The organism is Enterobacter sp. Sphag1F (genome assembly GCF_014193275.1).
GTDB lineage: Bacteria > Pseudomonadota > Gammaproteobacteria > Enterobacterales > Enterobacteriaceae > Pantoea > Pantoea symbiotica.
The window spans coordinates 763916-780140 of record NZ_JACHZD010000001.1 but is presented as its reverse complement, the minus strand read 5'-3'; the positions used below and the strand labels follow the sequence as shown (position 1 = coordinate 780140).

The 16225-nt window shown below is 57.7% G+C and carries 10 protein-coding genes; 2 read left to right on the top strand and 8 right to left on the bottom strand.

The window, feature by feature from the left end; translation table 11 throughout:
* The first annotated feature begins 57 nt into the window (after positions 1 to 57).
* Complete coding sequence (locus FHW71_RS03515) at positions 58 to 1179, top strand: Gfo/Idh/MocA family oxidoreductase (protein ID WP_179450122.1); 1122 nt, start codon at positions 58 to 60, stop codon at positions 1177 to 1179.
* Positions 1180 to 1267: 88 nt separating this feature from the next.
* On the opposite strand, the gene yegS is transcribed toward FHW71_RS03515, so the two are convergent.
* The 8 genes from yegS to FHW71_RS03475 all read right to left on the bottom strand — a co-directional run bounded on the left by yegS (position 1268) and on the right by FHW71_RS03475 (position 14914).
* Complete coding sequence (yegS, locus tag FHW71_RS03510; RefSeq protein WP_091003741.1) at positions 1268 to 2167, bottom strand: lipid kinase YegS; 900 nt, start codon at positions 2165 to 2167, stop codon at positions 1268 to 1270.
* A gap of 230 nt (positions 2168 to 2397) precedes the next feature.
* On the bottom strand, positions 2398 to 3765 hold the full coding sequence (gene yegQ / locus FHW71_RS03505; RefSeq protein WP_154190196.1) for a tRNA 5-hydroxyuridine modification protein YegQ: 1368 nt from the start codon (positions 3763 to 3765) through the stop codon (positions 2398 to 2400).
* Between the two features lie 145 nt (positions 3766 to 3910).
* Positions 3911 to 4618, bottom strand: coding sequence for a two-component system response regulator BaeR (baeR, locus tag FHW71_RS03500; protein ID WP_008104910.1), 708 nt, complete (start codon positions 4616 to 4618; stop codon positions 3911 to 3913).
* A 9-nt stretch (positions 4619 to 4627) separates the two neighbouring features.
* The gene (gene baeS / locus FHW71_RS03495) at positions 4628 to 6013 is read right to left on the bottom strand and encodes a two-component system sensor histidine kinase BaeS (RefSeq protein WP_008104909.1); all 1386 of its coding nucleotides are present in this window, start codon (positions 6011 to 6013) and stop codon (positions 4628 to 4630) included.
* On the bottom strand, positions 6010 to 7416 hold the full coding sequence (mdtD, locus tag FHW71_RS03490) for a multidrug transporter subunit MdtD (RefSeq protein ID WP_008104908.1): 1407 nt from the start codon (positions 7414 to 7416) through the stop codon (positions 6010 to 6012). Before mdtD ends, baeS begins: the two co-directional genes overlap by 4 nt.
* A 90-nt stretch (positions 7417 to 7506) precedes the next feature.
* Positions 7507 to 10575, bottom strand: coding sequence for a multidrug efflux RND transporter permease subunit MdtC (gene mdtC, locus FHW71_RS03485; RefSeq protein ID WP_179450124.1), 3069 nt, complete (start codon positions 10573 to 10575; stop codon positions 7507 to 7509).
* Entirely contained in the window at positions 10572 to 13694 is a 3123-nt protein-coding gene (locus tag FHW71_RS03480; protein ID WP_154155933.1) for an MdtB/MuxB family multidrug efflux RND transporter permease subunit, read from the bottom strand. Before FHW71_RS03480 ends, mdtC begins: the two co-directional genes overlap by 4 nt.
* Complete coding sequence (locus FHW71_RS03475) at positions 13694 to 14914, bottom strand: MdtA/MuxA family multidrug efflux RND transporter periplasmic adaptor subunit (protein ID WP_179450862.1); 1221 nt, start codon at positions 14912 to 14914, stop codon at positions 13694 to 13696. The genes FHW71_RS03480 and FHW71_RS03475 overlap by 1 nt, the downstream gene beginning before the upstream one ends.
* Positions 14915 to 15152: 238 nt before the next feature.
* On the opposite strand from FHW71_RS03475, the gene FHW71_RS03470 reads away from it, so the two are divergent.
* Positions 15153 to 16115 carry an aldo/keto reductase gene (locus FHW71_RS03470; protein WP_179450126.1) on the top strand — a complete coding sequence of 321 codons (963 nt, stop codon included), beginning with the start codon at positions 15153 to 15155 and terminating at the stop codon, positions 16113 to 16115.
* The last annotated feature ends 110 nt before the right edge of the window (positions 16116 to 16225 follow it).

Genomic DNA, 16225 nt, shown 5'->3' with positions numbered 1-16225 from the left:
GGGCAAAAAGCGAAACATATATTCCACATCAACTCTTACCCGAATGCAGGATTAGTCATGAACAAAGTCAGAATCGGTATGATTGGCAGTGGTTACATCGGTCGTTGTCATGCAATTGCCTACGCTCAGGCACCCACAGTTTTTGCCCTGAAAGGCGAGATCGTGCGTGAGATGCTGGCGGAAGTTAATCCAGAGCTGGCGGCGAAACAGGCGGCAACCTTTGGCTTTGCACGTTCTACTGGCGACTGGCGTGAGCTGGTACGCGATCCAAACATCGATGTGGTTGATATCTGTGCGCCAAACTTCCTGCACAAAGAGATGGCGCTGGAAGCGATTCGCAACGGCAAGCACGTTTACTCCGAGAAACCGTTGTCGCTGTCCGTGGCCGACGCGGAAGAGATGGTACAAGCGGCGGCGCTGGCGGGCGTGAAAACGCTGGTTGGTTTCAACTACATGAAAAACCCGACCAGCCAGCTGGCACGCGAAATTATCGCTCGCGGTGAAATCGGCGACGTGGTGCACTTCTACGGCACGCACAACGAAGATTATCTGGCACGCCCGGAAACGCCACTCGACTGGCATTGCCAAAAAGCGCTGGCGGGATTAGGCGCGTTAGGCGACCTGGCTGCGCATATTGTGAATATGGCGCACTATCTGGTCGGTGATATTGAAGAAGTCAGCGGCGATATGATGACGGTGATTAAAGAGCGTCCGGACCCGAAGGATAAGTCGCGCCTGCTGCCGGTGGAAAACGAAGATCAGGCCAGCGCCTTGCTGCGCTTTAAAAACGGTGCGCACGGCGTGTTTGAAACCTCGCGTATCGCCTGCGGCAGCAAAATGGGCCTGACCTATGTGGTCACCGGCACCAAAGGCACGCTGCGTTATACCCAGGAGCGTATGGCCGAGCTGGAGTTGTACATTCACGATGACCCGGCAGGACGTCAGGGTTTCAAAACCATTTTGACCGGTCCGGCGCATCCAGATTACGCCAACTTCTGCGTTTCTGCCGGACACGGCATCGGTTTCAACGATCAGAAAACCGTTGAGATCCGCGATTTGATCAATGGCATTGCCGCTGGCGATCGCATGTGGCCAGATTTCGCCGAAGGATTGCAGGTGCAGAAGGTGCTGGAAGCGGTAGCGGTTTCCGCGCTGGAACGCCGCTGGATGAAGGTGTAATCATAGTCAACTGAATACAATCGTAGCGGCGCAATTTATTGCGCGCCGTTGAAAAGCGCGATAAATCGCGCCGCTACGGTAATGTGCGTTAAGCAAGTAACGGGCACTGCGGCGGCAAGCGGCAGCTCAGTGCGCCCGCCATCACTTCAATCTCAAACTCACTTCCGGTCAGTGGTTCACCATCCAGATTAAACGTCATCTCATGCGGTGAACGGATGGTGAGCGACTGCAACTGCGCGCTGACGATATTCGGATTTTCATCATCACGCGTCAACGAATGTAGCAACGTGGGCAACAGCTCTTGCGCTGTAACGATGCTGAGATTGAGCTGTCCATCATTAATCAGCGCATCCGGGCAGAGCTTTTGCCCGCCGCCGGCCTGACGTCCATTGCCAATGCCAATCACCAGCGCATCGCCTTGCCAGTTAAAACCGGGTCCGCTGATTTCACAGCGATCCGGTTTCAGCGCATCGACGCGCATCAATCCATGAATGAAGTACGATACACCGCCGAGTGCCGATTTCAGCTTTTCGGGGGTTTCGGTGGTGATGCGCGTGCCAAATCCGCCGGTCGCCATATTGATAAAGTAGCGATCGCCGTTCACCCGCGCCAAATCGATGGTTGTCGCTTTTCCCACCAACGCTAAACGCAGCGCCGGTTCCATCCCTTCCGGAATACCGACGCTGGTGGCGAAATCATTGGCAGTGCCGAGCGGTAAAATGCCCAGCGCCGGACGTTGCTGTTCGGGCAAGCGCGCTAGCGCGGTCGCGATTTCATTGATGGTGCCATCGCCGCCGCCGGCCACCACGGTTTCTGCCTGCAAATCAACCGCTTCCTGCACATAACGATCGCCATCACCCTTTTCCCAGGTGACGCGCACCGCCAGATTAAAGCCTTCATCACGCAGCGTATTCACCGCAGCGCGCAAATCTTCATTACCTGCGCCTTTCCCATTGAGGATCAGCAGCGTCAGCGGTTTGTTTTGCATTATCAGTTCCTTGATGCGAGTTACAGAGCACAGGTTATAGCATAGCTGGGGAGAGAACTTTATCGGCGGGAGATTAAAAAAGAAAACCCGCACGGGGGAGCCGGGCGGGTGAATGAGGTGGTTCCTGGTACTACCTGCTTTTATTCTTACTCGTTAGCAGCAGGCGGGATTCTAAAGCGAGGCGAAGAGGTGGTCTGTGATCCTAATCTAACTTCGCCGAAATCTTTTCATTAAGTGCGATTTTTCCCGTGTGGATCGTAGGTGCTGTTGCCATCGGTGAAGTTACGCAGCAGCAGGGCAAAGGCGAGATTGACTGATTCCGGTACCGGAATCCACACGCGATGCCCATCGCCTGGCGCCACGTCCACCGCCGATCCTTTATCGTTCTGCATGGTTTCAAGCGTGCAGTTGAGGTTGCCTTCTGGCGTCATGATCTCGACAGAATCGCCGAGCATAAACTTGTTCTTCACCGCAATCTGCGCCCAGTCACCGCGACGCTCGCCAGTAAATTCACCAACAAACTGCTGGCGCTCGGAGATGGAGAAACCTTGCTCGTAGTTCTGATAGCTGTCATGGGTATGACGACGCAGGAAACCTTCGGTGTAACCGCGATGTGCCAGACCTTCCAGCGTCTCCAGCAGCGCCGGGTCGAACGGTTTGCCCGCAGCGGCATCGTCGATGGCGCGACGATAAACCTGCGCGGTGCGCGCGCAGTAGTAGAAGGATTTGGTGCGGCCTTCGATTTTCAGCGAATGCACGCCCATTTGACTGAGACGTTCAACGTGCGCCACCGCGCGCAGATCTTTTGAGTTCATGATGTAGGTGCCGTGTTCGTCCTCGAAGGCGCTCATCACTTCACCCGGTTTCATCTTCTCTTCCAGCAGGAACACGCGGTCGGTGGTCGCGCCGACGCCGAGCGTGGGCTCTTGCACCTTAACCGGTTCATGGAATCCGACAATATTGCCAACCTCGTCCTGCTTGCCTTCTTCCACTTTATATTCCCAGCGGCAGGCGTTGGTGCAGGTTCCTTGATTGGGATCGCGTTTGTTAAGGTAGCCGGAGAGCAGGCAGCGACCGGAGTAAGCCATGCACAGCGCGCCGTGTACGAAGATCTCAATCTCCATTTCCGGTACCTGCTGACGGATTTCGGCGATCTCATCCAGCGACAGCTCACGCGACAGAATTACGCGCGTCAGCCCCATTTGCTGCCAGAATTTTACCGTTGCCCAGTTAACCGCGTTGGCCTGTACTGAAAGGTGAATCGGCATCTGCGGGAAGGCTTCACGCACCAGCATAATCAGTCCGGGATCGGACATGATCAGCGCGTCCGGCTGCATCGCCACCACAGGAGTGAGATCGCGGATAAAGGTTTTCAGTTTGGCATTGTGCGGGGCAATGTTGACCACTACGTAGAATTTCTTACCCAGTTCATGGGCTTCATTGATGCCCTTCGCCAGAATCTCGTGGGTGAATTCGTTGTTGCGTACGCGCAGGCTGTAGCGTGGTTGGCCGGCATAGACGGCGTCAGCGCCGTAGGCAAAGGCATAGCGCATATTCTTCAGCGATCCCGCTGGAGAAAGCAGTTCAGGTTTTAACATGGATTTTCTCACTGATATCAGGTCAGCATGCCATCGTGGATGGCAGGTGCAGCGGCCGCATTATACGGCCCTGCAAAAGGTGGGGAATTGTAGGCAGGCCCGCACCCGATGTAAATTGACCTGGATCAATGTAAGCCGCTGCAGGCTACAGCAAGCGGCAGACGTCCGCTTCCCAGCGATAGCCCATGCCGTACACCGCGCGGATAAACGGCTGTTCCGCATCGAGGCTTTCCAGCTTGCGGCGCAGATTTTTGATGTGGCTGTCGATGGTGCGATCGGTGACTACGCGGTAATCGTCATAAAGATGATTGAGCAGCTGCTCGCGTGAGAACACTTTCCCCGGCTCCAGCGCCAGCGTTTTCAGCAGACGAAACTCCGCAGGCGTCAGCTCCAGCTGCTGTTCACGCCAGCTAGCCTGAAAGCGGCTTTCATCGATATGCAGATGCGATTCCTGCTGCGCCTCTTCCGGCGAACGTTTGACGCGGCGCAAAATGGTTTTGACGCGTGCCACCACTTCACGCGGGCTGAACGGCTTGCAGATGTAGTCATCCGCGCCGATTTCCAGCCCCAGCAGGCGATCAATCTCCTCGGTGCGCGCGGTCACCATGATGATCGGCAGCTCAGAGAAACGACGAATTTCGCGGCACAGCGTTAAGCCATCGCGGCCGGGCAGCATCAAATCCAGCAGCATCAGGTCCGGCGGCGTTTGCTGTACGTAGCTCAGCACCTCGTTACCGTCGGCAATGTGGTGCGTGCGATAGTTGGACGCCTGCAGATAATCAATCATCAGCTGCGCCAGTTTGGGTTCATCTTCTACAACAAGGATCAGAGGATCGCTATTTTCCGGGCTCATAAGGGACGTCTAGTGAGGAACATACGGCAAGTTTAGCGTGATTTGCAGTCCACCTAAATCAGAGTGATCCGCACTGATGCTGCCGTCATGCGCTTCAGCGATATTCTTACAGATCGCCAGGCCAAGCCCCGAGCCGCCGCTGGCGCGATTACGCGAACTTTCCGCGCGGAAAAATCGTTCAAATAATTGCGCCTGATGGGCCGGATCGACGCCCGGTGCGCTATCGGCAAACCTCAGCTGCCAGTTTTCACCCGCCAGCTGCATCGAGAGCTGAACCGCGCCGCCGCTGTCGGTATAACGCAGGCTGTTTTCCAGCAAATTGGTGAACAGCTGCATCAGACGATCGGGATCGCCAAAGCTCTCCGCCTGCGCGGGCAATGCCAGATTGAGCGTTAAGCCGCGGCTGCGATAACGTTCGCCGAAGCTGCCCGCTACTACCTCAAGCAGATTAACCAGATCAACCGGCTGTTTACGATAGGCGAGGGCGCCCGCATCGGACAGCGACAACTGATGCAGATCGTCGACCAGTTTGGTGAGAACCACCACTTCGCTCTGCAACGAGCTGATGGCTTCCGGCGTCAGCTTGCGCACGCCATCCTGCATCGCTTCCAGCTCACCGCGCAGAATCGCCAGCGGCGTGCGCAGTTCATGGGATATGTCGGCCATAAAGGCGCGGCGGTTGCTTTCATTCTTTTCCAGCGAGCTGGCAAGCAGGTTGAAGTCGCGGCCCAGTTGACCGAGTTCATCGCTGCTGCCGACTTCCACGCGGGTGGCGAAATTGCCCGCCGCCAGATGGTGTGTACCATCTACCAGTCGTTTCACCGGTGCCAGTAAACCGCGCGCCAACAGCCAGGTGACCAACGCAGCGAGTAAACCGGTTAGCGCCACGATCATCCAGCTGGTGCGTCGCTGCTGCTGATCAAAGTTGATGTCGGTGCTGCGCGTCAGACGTTCAGCCGGAGAGGCAATCACCCAGCCGACAATCTTGCCGTTGCTGGTGGTGATATTGCGCCTGGTGCCTTCCGGCGGCACCGGCTGGCGCGGCCCGGATAACACTTTGTATTGCTGATCGATAATCCAGAACTGCGTGCGCCAGCCGTGCGGCGGTAGCTGATTAACACTGCCAGGATTCTGCTCCAGCGAGCGCAAAATAGAAAAAATCAGCTTGTCATTAGTACGCAGAAAATCCCAGCTACCGTGCTGCTCATACTGATCGGCCAACGCATCGCTCAGCAGGGTTAAGCGCTGTTCGTTGCCTTTTTTGATGTAGTCCACAAAGCCGTGCTCAAAGCTGAGCCGCACGCCCCAATGCATGGTGATAATCACCAGCATGCAGGTGGAAAAAATCGCCGCAAACAGTTTGGCGCCAATGCCCCATTTTACCGGCCGCTTCATCCTTTGCTCCTGCCTCTAAGGTCAACGTTTTTACTGACATCCTTCGGTACGCGCCAAAATACAAACGCCGGCAGCGCAATCACCAGCGCCATGCACAGATAGGTGTAAATGAAGGTCTGATGCGCCGCCGCGCTGTCGGTCACCACGCCGTGGCCGAATGCGCCCAGCAATAAACCGGCCACGGTGACGCCAATACTCATCGACAGCTGCATGATCATCGACAACAACGAGTTACCGCTTGAAGCCAGCTCGTCCGGCAGTTCCTTTAGCGTCAAGGTGTTCATCGAGGAGAAGCGAATCGCATTCACCATGCCTTGCATTAAAAGCACCACCGGCAGCAGCCAGATCCAGCCAAGCAGCGCCACCAGCGGGAACAGCAGCACCACTAACGCCAGCGCAAGGGTCGCGCCGACTAACGCATTGCGATAGCCGAACAGGTTAACGATGCGCACCACCACGCGTTTGGTACCCATGTTGCCGAGCACCATCGGAATCATCATCAAACCGGCGTGGAACGGGCTGTAGCCAAGACCGACCTGCAGGAAGATCGGCGTCATAAACGGCAGCATGCCGCTACCGATGCGGCCGGTAAAACTGCCGAGCAAGCCAATCGAATAGATGCGGTTATCAAACAGTTTCAGGCTGAACAGCGCGTTATCGTTGTTGCGGCCGTGCATCAGGTAGAACAGCAGCGAAAACACCCCGACCAGAATCAGTAAGCCGAGCAACAGCGGCGATCCGCCGGAGCTGCGCTGACCATCCAGCGCCAGCGTTAAGGTCGCCATGCCGACCGCCAGCAACACAAAGCCGAGGAAATCGAAGCGCCGCGTCTGCATGGTGTAGTTGGGCATCAGCGTTAGCGTGGCAATCGCGCCAATGATGCCAACCGGAATGTTGATCAGGAAGATCCAGTGCCAGCTGGCGTACTGCACCAGAATCCCGCCCAGCGCCGGGCCAAGCAGCGGACCAATTTGTCCCGGCGTGGTGACGAAAGTCATCGCCGACATGTATTGCTCGCGCGGCACGATTTTCATCACCGTTAAACGGCCAACCGGCACCATCATCGCGCCGCCAATGCCTTGCACCACGCGCGCCATAATCAGCTCATCCAGCGTGGTGGAGAAGGCGCACAGCAGCGATCCGATGCTGAACAGCACAATGGCGCAGAAGAAGATATTGCGCACGCCAAAGCGGTCCGCCAGCCAACCGCTGATCGGCAGCGTAATCGCCACGGTAAGCACGTAGGAGACGATCACCGAGTGCATATTCAGTGGGCTGACGTTGAGATCGCGTGCCATCGACGGGATCGCGGTGTTAACGATGGTGGTATCCAGCGCCTGCATAAAGAAGCCGAACGCGACGATCCATAGCTGCCAGCGCACGGTGGCGTTTTGCGTGTTCACTGAATCTCCTCTGCTGTGCGGTCACCATAAATGGTGACCCTACGAATGTAGTGTGCGGTTTTGTAGGGTCGCCATTCATGGCGACCTCCCTTAACCCGCCACCAACACCTTTTTCTTACGCCGCCGCAGCTTATCCATCATCAAATAAACCACCGGCGTGGTGTAGAGCGTCAGCAGCTGGCTCATCACCAAACCCCCGGCGATGGTGATGCCGAGCGGCTGACGCAGTTCCGCGCCGTCACCGCTGGTCAATACCAACGGCAGCGCGCCAAACAACGCGGCGAGCGTGGTCATCAGAATCGGGCGGAAGCGCAGTTGGCACGCCTGAAAGATCGCGTCGCGCGGCGACAGATTGCCGTTGCGCTCGGCATCCAGCGCAAAGTCGACCATCATGATGGCGTTTTTCTTCACGATACCGATCAGCAGCAGAATGCCGATCAACGCAATCAGGCTGAACGGCGTGTTGAACAGCTCCAGCGCCAGCAGCGCGCCGACGCCCGCCGACGGCAGCGTGGAGAGAATGGTCAGCGGATGCACGTAGCTCTCATACAGAATGCCGAGCACGATATACACCGCCGCAATCGCCGCCAGCATCAGGTAAAGCTGGTTGGATTGCGACTGCTGGAACACCTGCGCGGTGCCGGCAAAACTGCCGCGCACGCTGGAGGGCACGCCAAGCGCGGTGATGGTGCGATCGATTGCTTCAGACGCCTGCGATAGCGACACGCCTTCCGGCAGGTTGAACGAAATGGTGGACGCCGCCGACAAGCCTTCATGGTTCACCGACAGCGGCGCGTTGGCCGGTTGCCACTTGGCAAACCAGCTCAGCGGAATCGCTTTGCCGTCGCTGTTAATCACAAACATCTGATAGAGTGAACTGATGTCCTGGGTGTAGCGCGGGTCGACTTCCATCACCACTTTGTACTGGTTAAGGGGCTGATAAATGGTGGAGATCTGGCGCTGACCAAAGGCGTTATTCAGCAGCGCGTTAGCGGCAGACACATCGATGCCGAGCCGTGCCATGCTTTCACGATCGTAGGTCAGATTCATTTCGCTGCCGTTGTCCTGCTGATCCGAGTTGACGTCCGCCAGCTCGGGCAGAGCGGCAAACGCCTGACGGATTTTCGGCTCCCATTCGCGCAAATCATTCAGGTTGTCTGACAACAAGCTGTATTGATAGCTGGCGTTGGATTCACGTCCGCCAATACGAATGTCCTGCACCGCGTTGAGATAGAGATTCGCGCCCGGCTCTTTCGCCAGCTTGATACGCAGCCGGGCAATCACTTGCTGCGCGCTTTCGCTGCGCTCGGAGAGCGGTTTGAGCGAGACGAACATCGAACCGCTGTTGGTGCGCGAACCGCCGGTAAAGCCGGTAACGTTATCTACCGCCGGATCGGCTTTGATGATGTTCATGAAATCCTGCAGCTTGCCGCGCATCGCCTGGAACGAAATGCTCTGGTCCGCCGAGATAAACCCTTGTAAGCGGCCGGTATCCTGCTCTGGCATAAAGGTTTTCGGGATCGAGATGAACAGCCAAACTGTAAGCGCCACGGTGCCGAGCAGCAGCATCAGCACCCAAATAGCGTGGTTCAGCACCCAACCCAATGAACGCGCGTAGCCGTTCTGCACCTTCATCAGCAGCTTGCCGAAACCGCGCGTGCGCGGCTGGCTACGCTTGACCTGCGGCTTGAGCAGGTAAGCGCACATCATCGGCGTCAGCGTGACCGAGATAAACAGCGAGATCAGAATCGCCACCGACAGCGTGATGGCAAACTCTGAGAAGAAGCGGCCAATGATGCCGCCAATCATCAGCAGCGGCAGGAACACGGCAATCAGCGACAGGCTCATCGACAGCACGGTAAAACCGACCTCGCGCACGCCGGTCAGCGCCGCCTGCAGCGGCTTCATGCCCGCTTCGACGTGGCGCGCAATGTTCTCCAGCACCACAATGGCGTCATCGACGACAAAACCGGTGGCGATGGTCAACGCCATCAGCGACAGGTTATTCAGGCTAAAGCCGCACAAATACATGGCGGCGAAGGTACCAATCAGCGAAACCGGCACCGCAGCGGCGGGGATCAGCGTCGCGCGCCAGTCGCGCAGGAAGGCAAACACCACCAGAATTACCAGCGCCACGGCGATGATCAGCGATTGTTCCACTTCATGCAGCGAGGCGCGAATGGTGGGCGAGCGGTCCTGCGCAATTTGCAGATCGATGGCGGCGGGGATCACGTCATGCAGTTCCGGCAATTCGCCACGAATGCGATCGACGGTATCGATGATGTTGGCTTCCGGCGATTTACGCACCACCAGCAGCACCGCCGCTTTGCCGTTGGTCATCCCGGCGTTACGCACGTCCTGCACCGAATCCTGCACGTTAGCGACATCACTGAGCCGCACCGCTGCACCGTTGTTGTAATGCACCACCAGCGGCTGATATTCGCTGGCGGTTTGCAATTCTCCGTTGGTGCGTAACTGCCAGCGCTGCTGCACATCATCAATCGCGCCCTGCGGACGGCGCTGGTTGGCGTTGCTGATGGCGGTGCGCACCGCATCCAGTGATACGCCCTGATTAAAGAGTGCCTGCGGGTTGAGTTCGACACGCACCGCAGGCAACGAGCTGCCACCAACCGTCACATCGCCCACGCCTTCAATTTGTGACAGCTTCTGCGCCAGCTGCGTTGAGGCGTAATCATACAGCTGACCGGGATTATAAATGTCCGAGGTCAGCGTCAGGATCATAATCGGCGCATCGGAAGGGTTGGCTTTGCGGTAGCTTGGGCGGCTCGGCATGCCGGTTGGCAGCAGGCTTTGCGCGGCGTTGATCGCCGCCTGCACATCGCGCGCCGCACCGTTGATGTCGCGATCAAAATCGAACACCAGAATGATGCGCGTGCTGCCCAGCGAGCTGGTGGAGGTCATTTCACTGACGCCGGCAATGCGGCCCAGCGAGCGCTCGAGCGGCGTGGCTACCGAGGCCGCCATGGTTTCTGGCGATGCGCCGGGCAGCGAAGCCGAGATCAAAATCACCGGGAAATCCAGCTGCGGCAAGGGTGCCACCGGCAGCAGGCGGAAGCCGAGAATACCGGCCAGCGCAATCGCCAGCGTCAGCAAAGTGGTGGCGACCGGGCGATGGATAAACAGCGCGAAGAACTTCACGACTGCGCCTCCGAGCGTTTAAAGCGACGGCGCGTAGCGTGCGACAGGCGATCAAACAGCAGATAGATCACCGGCGTGGTGAACAGTGTCAGCACCTGGCTCACCACCAAACCGCCGACCATGGCGATTCCCAGCGGATGGCGCAACTCAGCGCCGACGCCGGTGCTCAGCATCAGCGGCAACGCACCGAGCAGCGCCGCCAATGTCGTCATCAGAATCGGACGGAAACGCAGCAAGCACGCCTGATAAATCGCCTCGCGCGGCGGCATGCCTTGCTCACGCTCTGCGGCCAGCGCGAAGTCGATCATCATGATGGCGTTTTTCTTCACGATACCGATCAGCAAGATAATGCCGATGATGCCGATGATATCCAGCTCGTTGCCGCTCAGCATCAGCGCCAGCAGCGCACCCACACCGGCGGTGGGCAGCGTCGAGAGAATGGTAATCGGATGGATAAAGCTCTCATACAGTACGCCAAGCACGATATACATCGCCACCACCGCCGCCACGATCAGCCACACGGTGCTGGACAACGCGGCTTCGAAGGCCAGCGTGCTGCCCTGGAACTGCGTCATCATCTCGGCGGGCATGCCCACCTGATCTTCCGCCGCGCTCACCGCTTTCACCGCATCGCCCAGCGAATAACCGTCGGCGACATCAAACGAGAAGGTTGCCGACGGGAACTGATCGAGATGGTTGATGCTGAGCGCGGCGTGGCGCTCCTCGATTTGCGCGATGGCGCTGAGCGGCACGCTGCCGCCGTCGCTGCTGGTCAAACGAATGCCGTCGAGGCTCGCCAGTCCCGGCGTGGCATCGCTGTTCTGTTCCAGCACCACGCGATATTGGTTGGCCTGGGTGTAAATGGTGGAGATCAACCGCTGACCAAAAGCGTTATACAGCGCGTTATCGACATCGGCCATGCTGATGCCCAGGCGGCTGGCGCTGTCACGATCGACACGTACAAAAGCTTCCAGACCTTGATCCTGCCAGTCACTGCTGACGTCACGCAGCTGCGGCAGCGTATTCAGTTGCTCCAGCAGTTTCGGCACCCACAAACTCAGCGACTCGAGCGAGCCAGATTGCAGCGTGAACTGATACGGCGTGCGGCTGGCTTGGGTATCAATGGTCAAATCCTGCACTGGCTGCAGCCACAGCGAAATGCCCGGCACTTTAGCTAACGCCTGTTGCAGGCGCTGCTGCACCGCCGGAATACGATCGTCACGCTCATTCAGCGGCTTGAGGTTGATTTGCAGGCGCGCGCTGTTGAGCGCGGCGTTGGTGCCATCGACGCCGACAAACGAGGTCATGCTCTGCACCGCCGGATCTTTCATGATGATCGAAGCGACATCACGCGTGCGCTCCGCCATGTTGGCGTAAGAAACCGACTGCGGCGCCTGCAAGGTGCCCTGAATGATGCTGTTATCCTGCTGCGGGAAGAAGCCTTTGGGGATGACGATCCACAGCAACACGGTGATCAGCAAGGTGCTGAGCGCCACCGACAAGGTGATCCACGGATGCAACAGCACGCGCGTTAAGCCGCGTCCGTAGCTGGCAATAACGCGGTCAAACATCGCTTCGCTGGCGCGCGAGAAGCGGTTCTGCTTGCGCAGCGATTCGGCGCTTAACATGCGGGCGCACATCATCGGCGTCAGCGTCAGCGATACTACGGCGGAAATCAAAATCGCCACCGCCAGCGTCACCGCGAATTCGCGGAACAGGCGGCCAATCACATCGCCCATAAACAGCAGCGGGATCAGCACCGCAATCAGCGAGAAGGTGAGGGAGATAATGGTGAAGCCAATCTCGCCCGCGCCTTTCAGGGCCGCCGTCAGCGGCTTTTCACCTTTTTCGATATAGCGCGAGATGTTCTCGATCACCACGATGGCATCATCGACTACAAAGCCGGTGGCGATGGTCAGTGCCATCAGCGTCAGGTTGTTGATTGAGAAGCCGAGGAAATACATCGCGGCAAAGGTGCCGATCAGCGACAGCGGCACGGCGACAGCGGGAATGATGGTCGCCGGGACGTTACGCAGGAACAGGTAGATGATCATCACCACCAAAGCCATCGCCAGCATCAGTTCGTGCTGGGTATCGCTGACCGAAGCGCGGATGTTGGTGGTACGATCGGTAAGCAGTTTCACATCCACCGATTTCGGCAGCGTGGCGGTTAAACCGGGCAACATGGCGCGGATATTATCGGCGGTGGCGATGATGTTGGCGCCGGGCTGGCGCTGCACGTTGAGCACAATTGCCTGCTGACGGTTCGCCCAGGCGCCGAGCCAGCTGTTCTCGGCACCTTGTTCAATGGTGGCGACATCGCCCAGTCGCACCGGCGCGCCGTTGTTATAGCTGATGATCAGCTTGCGATAATCTTCCGCCGAGGTCATCTGGTCGTTGGCCGACAGCGTAATCGAGCGCGTTGGGCCGTCGAGGCTGCCTTTCGCCGAGTTGACGTTAGCGTTGGTAATAGCGGTGCGCACCGATTCGCTGGTCAGGCCGAGCGCGGCCAGCGCCTGGGTGTTCATCTTCACGCGCACCGCAGGGCGTTGTCCGCCCGACAGCGTCACTAAACCCACGCCCGAAACCTGGGAAATTTTCTGCGCCACGCGCGTTTCCACCATGTCCTGCACCTGCGTGAGCGGCATGCTGGTGGTGGTAACGGCGAGCGTCATGATCGGCGGATCGGCCGGATTCACTTTGCTGTAAACCGGCGGATTCGGCAGATCGTTAGGCAGCAGGTTGGTGGCGGAGTTGATCGCCGCCTGCACTTCCTGCTCGGCAACATCCAGTGACAGCGTCAGCTGAAACTGCAATGTCACCACGGAAGCGCCGCCCGAACTCTGCGACGACATCTGCTTCAGGCCGGACATCTGGCCGAACTGGCGTTCCAGCGGCGCGGTAATCGAGGAGGTCACGACATCGGGACTGGCGCCGGGATAAAGCGTAACCACCTGAATGGTCGGGTAATCGACTTCAGGCAGAGCGGAAACCGGCAGAAAACGGTAGCCGAGCACGCCGGCTAACAGAATGGCGATCATTAGCAGCGTGGTGGCGACGGGGCGCAGAATAAACAGGCGCGAAGGTCCACCGCTGCTGTCAGGAGGCATCACCTGCATTATTGACGCTCTCCGCGTGCAGGCTGCGCAGCGCGCGTGCTGTGTGTCGCGGCACTTTGCGGTGCCACCACTTCAACAGTGGCGCCTTCCGTCAGACGATCCAGCCCGTCGGTCACCACGCGATCGCCTGCTTCAAGGCCCGCGCTGATCACCACTTTCTGGCTGTCCTGCAACCCAGCGGTAACGCGTTTCTTGCTCACTTTGTTGTCGCTGTTGACCACCCAGACAAAGTGACCGTCGTTGCTCATCTGCAGCGCGGCGGTCGGGATCACCACCGCATCCTGCAAGGTATCGACTTTCAGACGCGCGTTGACAAACTGATTCGGGAACAGCGAATCATCTTCGTTGCTGAAACGCGCTTTGAGCTTGATGGTGCCAGTGGTGGCATCAATCTGGTTGTCGAGACTCAACAGCGTGCCGCTGGTCAGCAGCGTTTTGTTGCTGCGATCCCAGGCTTCGACGATCAGCGGCTGTCCGCTTTTCTGCGCCTTGAGGATTTGGCTGATGTTGTTCTCGGCGACGCTGAACACCACGTCAATCGGGTGCGTTTCGGTGATCACTACTAAACCGGTGGTATCGCCGGACGTGATGTAGTTGCCGACATCAACCTGCTTCAAGCCGACGCGTCCACCAATCGGCGCGGTAATGCGGCTGTAAGTCAGATTGAGCTGGGCGCTGGCGACGTTGCCTTCATCGGCTTTAATGGTGCCAAGCGTTTCGCTCACCAGCGAACGTTGCGTATCGAGTTCCTGCTGTGACACCAGCGAGGTTTTTGCCAGTTTTTCATAACGACTGAGATCGCGGCGCGCATTGGCGAGTGTGGCCTGATCTTTTGCCAGCTGGCCCTGCGCCTGGGTTAACGCCACCTGATAAGGACGCGGATCGATTTCCGCCAGCAAAGCGCCAGCGGCCACTTGCTGTCCTTCCTGGAAGTGCAGCGCCATCAGTTGCCCATCAACACGGCTGCGCACGGTGACGGTATTGGCGGCGGTGACGGTACCGAGGCCACTGAGGAAATACGGCACGCTTTCTGTTGTGGCAGCGGCGGCTTGCACCGGCGCTAAGGGGCGTTTGCCGCCTGCGCCGCGTCCACGCTGCTGCTGACCTTCAGCCTGCGTCTGTTTATTCGGTTCCGCTGGATGTTGCCACCAGTAATATCCGCCAGCCAATACGGCAATCACGGCTACGGCCAGCAAGCTTGTTTTTAGTCGACGGTTCATCAAGGTGTGTGCTCTCCAGCGGTTTCGTATTCCCAAGGTGCGTAATAAAAATGCCACTACGCAAACGAATGATTGTAGTCGCCCGGATCGGGCAAAAATTGAAGGAAATAAGAATATCGCCCTGTCGAAGGTAAGTATTCATATTCTGTAAATATTCTGCCAGCAATACGCATAAGCGCGACCATTTCCTTTGCTAAGCTCAATAGCAGACCTGTCTCGTTTGAATAAGGAGAACAAAATGAGTCAACAGAAACTCCGCCAGCTTGGCGACAGCGGTATCGAAGTTCCCCGTCTCACCTTTGGCGGCAACGTGTTTGGCTGGACGGTGGATGAGAAAACCTCGTTTTCACTGCTTGATGCGCTGGTGGAGAAGGGCTTGTTCTTCATCGATACCGCCGACGTTTATTCGCGCTGGGCGCCGGGTAATGAAGGTGGCGAATCGGAAACCATCATCGGTAAATGGCTGAAGAAAAGCGGCAAGCGCGACAGCATCGTGCTGGCCACCAAAGTCGGCATGGAGCTGTCACCAGAGAAAACCGGCCTTAAACCGGCTTACATTCGTCAGGCGGTGGAAGATTCACTGCGTCGCCTGCAAACCGACGTTATCGATCTCTACCAGGCGCACCGCGATGATGAAACCACGCCGCTGCTAGACACGCTGAAAGCCTTTGATTCGCTGATCAAAGAGGGCAAAGTGCGTGCGATTGGCGCGTCTAACTACAACGCTAAACGTCTGCAGGAAGCGCTGGATGTGAGCAAGCAGCACGGCCTGGCACGCTATGAAACGCTGCAGCCGGAATACAATCTCTACGATCGTCAGGAGTACGAAAGCGGTCTGGAGCAGGTCGCGGTGAAAAATGGCCTCGGCGTGATTAACTACTATTCGCTGGCCAGCGGCTTCCTCAGCGGTAAGTACAAAAAGCCGGAAGATGCCAGCAAAAGTAAGCGCGGGCAGGGTATCGTGGATAAATATCTGAATGAACGCGGCAAGCGCATCGTTGAAGCGCTGGAAGATGTCGCCGCCTCGCACGATGTTTCAGCAACGCAGGTTGCGCTGGCGTGGCAGATTGCGCGCCCAAGCATTACCGCGCCCATTGTCAGTGCCACTTCGCTGGAGCAACTGGATGAGCTGGTGAAAGCTACTCATCTGGAACTCAGCAAGCAAGAGATCGAAGAGCTGGCGAGCGCCAGCAAACTGTAATGTTTTCAGGGACGCTGCGGCGTCCCGCCTTTTTCCTGCTCTGCCTCACAAAAAATGCCATTTTAGCCAAAAGATTTTCAATCATCGACTGGCGTCACAATTGCGCTAAC

Excerpts from the sequence above, each read along its gene's own strand:
- yegQ (WP_154190196.1), bottom strand. The coding sequence starts at position 3,765 with ATGTTAAAACCTGAACTGCTTTCTCCAGCGGGATCGCTGAAGAATATG.
- baeR (WP_008104910.1), bottom strand. The coding sequence starts at position 4,618 with ATGAGCCCGGAAAATAGCGATCCTCTGATCCTTGTTGTAGAAGATGAA.
- baeS (WP_008104909.1), bottom strand. The coding sequence starts at position 6,013 with ATGAAGCGGCCGGTAAAATGGGGCATTGGCGCCAAACTGTTTGCGGCG.
- FHW71_RS03470 (WP_179450126.1), top strand. The coding sequence starts at position 15,153 with ATGAGTCAACAGAAACTCCGCCAGCTTGGCGACAGCGGTATCGAAGTT.
- FHW71_RS03515 (WP_179450122.1), top strand. The coding sequence starts at position 58 with ATGAACAAAGTCAGAATCGGTATGATTGGCAGTGGTTACATCGGTCGT.
- yegS (WP_091003741.1), bottom strand. The coding sequence starts at position 2,167 with ATGCAAAACAAACCGCTGACGCTGCTGATCCTCAATGGGAAAGGCGCA.
- FHW71_RS03480 (WP_154155933.1), bottom strand. The coding sequence starts at position 13,694 with ATGCAGGTGATGCCTCCTGACAGCAGCGGTGGACCTTCGCGCCTGTTT.
- FHW71_RS03475 (WP_179450862.1), bottom strand. The coding sequence starts at position 14,914 with ATGAACCGTCGACTAAAAACAAGCTTGCTGGCCGTAGCCGTGATTGCC.